The organism is Corynebacterium sp. HMSC11E11 (genome assembly GCF_001807025.1).
Lineage (GTDB): Bacteria > Actinomycetota > Actinomycetes > Mycobacteriales > Mycobacteriaceae > Corynebacterium > Corynebacterium freneyi.
Genome location: NZ_KV787120.1, coordinates 1 through 2035, shown reverse-complemented (window position 1 = coordinate 2035; position 2035 = coordinate 1). Strand labels below are relative to the sequence as shown.

1 protein-coding gene is annotated in these 2035 nt (G+C 69.5%); it reads left to right on the top strand.

The genetic code is table 11. The features are described 5' to 3' along the window. The first annotated feature begins 676 nt into the window (after positions 1-676). A complete protein-coding gene (locus HMPREF3121_RS03105; protein WP_070519784.1) occupies positions 677-1918 on the top strand; it encodes a pyridoxal phosphate-dependent aminotransferase in 1242 nt (413 codons plus the stop codon). The last annotated feature ends 117 nt before the right edge of the window (positions 1919-2035 follow it).

Below are 2035 nucleotides of genomic sequence, written 5' to 3'. Positions count from 1 at the left end.
CCGACGCGCCCGCCGAGCCGGTCGAGGAGACCCCCGAGGCACCCGAGGCCGAAACCCCGGCCGCCGAGGCCCCGGCCGCTCCCGCCGCCCCGGCCACCGACATGCCCCGCAACGACAAGGGCGTCCCGCTCCCGGGATTCTCGCGGCGCAACGCCCGGTGATGACGTGACCGGGACGTCGTAAAGCATCCCGGAAAAAGCGAAGGAGGAGGTTCCACCCGGAACCTCCTCCTTTCGCATGCGCCCCGACCACTACGCGCGCACGAATCGCCCGAAACGACTCACCGCGCCCTGGGCAAACGCCGCGAAAAGTGAGTCGTTCTGGGCGATTCTCCGCCAACCGACGGGCCCCGCGAAGCCACCCCGGCCGACACCCGGACCACCGGAACACTTCTCCCCCGGCCACCCGAAGTGGCAGACTCTAACGCGTGAACAACCAGAAGCGCCCCCAGGACCAGCCGGGCAACCCGGACACCGCCAACCCCGCGACCGACGCGACCGCCGCCCCCGCGCCCACCGCCGACGCCGCCGCAACCGCCGCTTCTGACGCCGCCGACCACGCCACCGCCCCCGACCCCGCCGAGGTCAAGGAAAAGGCGCTGCGCAAATCCGCCGAACTGCTGCGCGCCGCCCGCGCCGAACAAACCCGCGCCGCCCGCGTCGCCCAACGCCGCGGCATGGACCACCCGCGCCGAACCCCGCTGAAGCCCCTCGACCAGTCGTCGAAGCTGCGCAACGTCCTCTACGACATCCGCGGCCCCGTGTCGACGCTGGCCGAGCAGATGGAGGCCGACGGCCACCGCATCATGATGCTCAACACCGGCAACCCCGCGAAATTCGGCTTCGACGCCCCCGACACCATCGTCCAGGACATGGTCCGGGCGCTGCCGCACGCGCAGGGCTACTCCGAGTCGAAGGGCATCTACTCGGCCCGACGCGCCGTCGTCACGCGCTACGAAATGGACCCCACCTTCCCCCGCTTCGACGTCGACGACGTGTGGCTGGGCAACGGCGTGTCCGAACTGATCTCCATCGTGACGCAGGCGCTGCTCGACGAAGGCGATGAAGTCCTCATCCCCGCCCCCGACTACCCGCTGTGGACCGCCGCGACGACGCTGGCCGGCGGCAAACCCGTGCACTACCGCTGCGACGAGGAACAGGACTGGGCGCCGGACCTGGAGGACATCCGGTCGAAGGTGACGGACCGGACGAAGGCGATCGTCATCATCAACCCGAACAACCCGACCGGCGCCGTGTACGGCCGGCAGGTGCTGGAGGGCATCGTCGACATCGCGCGCGAACATTCGCTGCTGCTGCTGTCCGACGAAATCTACGACCGCATCCTCTACGACGACGCCGAGCACATCTCGACGGCGTCGCTGGCCCCGGACCTGCTGTGCATCACGTTCAACGGCCTGTCGAAGACGTACCGCGTCGCCGGCTACCGCGCCGGCTGGATGGTGCTGACCGGTCCGAAGCGCCACGCGGAGGGCTTCATCGAGGGCATCAACCTGCTGGCGTCGACGCGCCTGTGCCCGAACGTGCCGGCGCAGCACGGCATCCAGGTGGCGTTGGGCGGCTACCAGTCCATCGAGGATCTGATCCTGCCGGGCGGGCGGCTGCTGGAGCAGCGCAACGTCGCGTGGGAGGGGCTCAATTCGATTCCGGGCGTGAGCTGCGTGAAGCCGATGGGCGCGATGTACGCGTTCCCGAAGCTGGACCCGGAGGTCCACGAGATCCACGACGACGAGAAGCTGATGCTCGACATCCTGCGGGAGGAGAAGATCCTCATGGTCGGCGGCACGGGCTTCAACCTGCCGACGCCGGATCATTTCCGCATCGTCACCCTGCCGTGGGCACGTGAGCTGCGGGAGGCCATCGAGCGCCTGGGCAACTTCCTCGCCAGCTACAAGCAGTAGGGGTTTTTCGACATGGGCCGGCATTCGCGGGTAGAGGTTTCTTCGCTTGACGACGGCCCGTCGTCACGCAGGTCCGGCGCGGAGGCGTCGGCGGGCGGCGGGGCGTCGGGCGGGGCG

Coding starts and splice junctions, on each gene's coding strand:
- HMPREF3121_RS03105 (WP_070519784.1), top strand. CDS start 677: ATGGACCACCCGCGCCGAACCCCGCTGAAGCCCCTCGACCAGTCGTCG.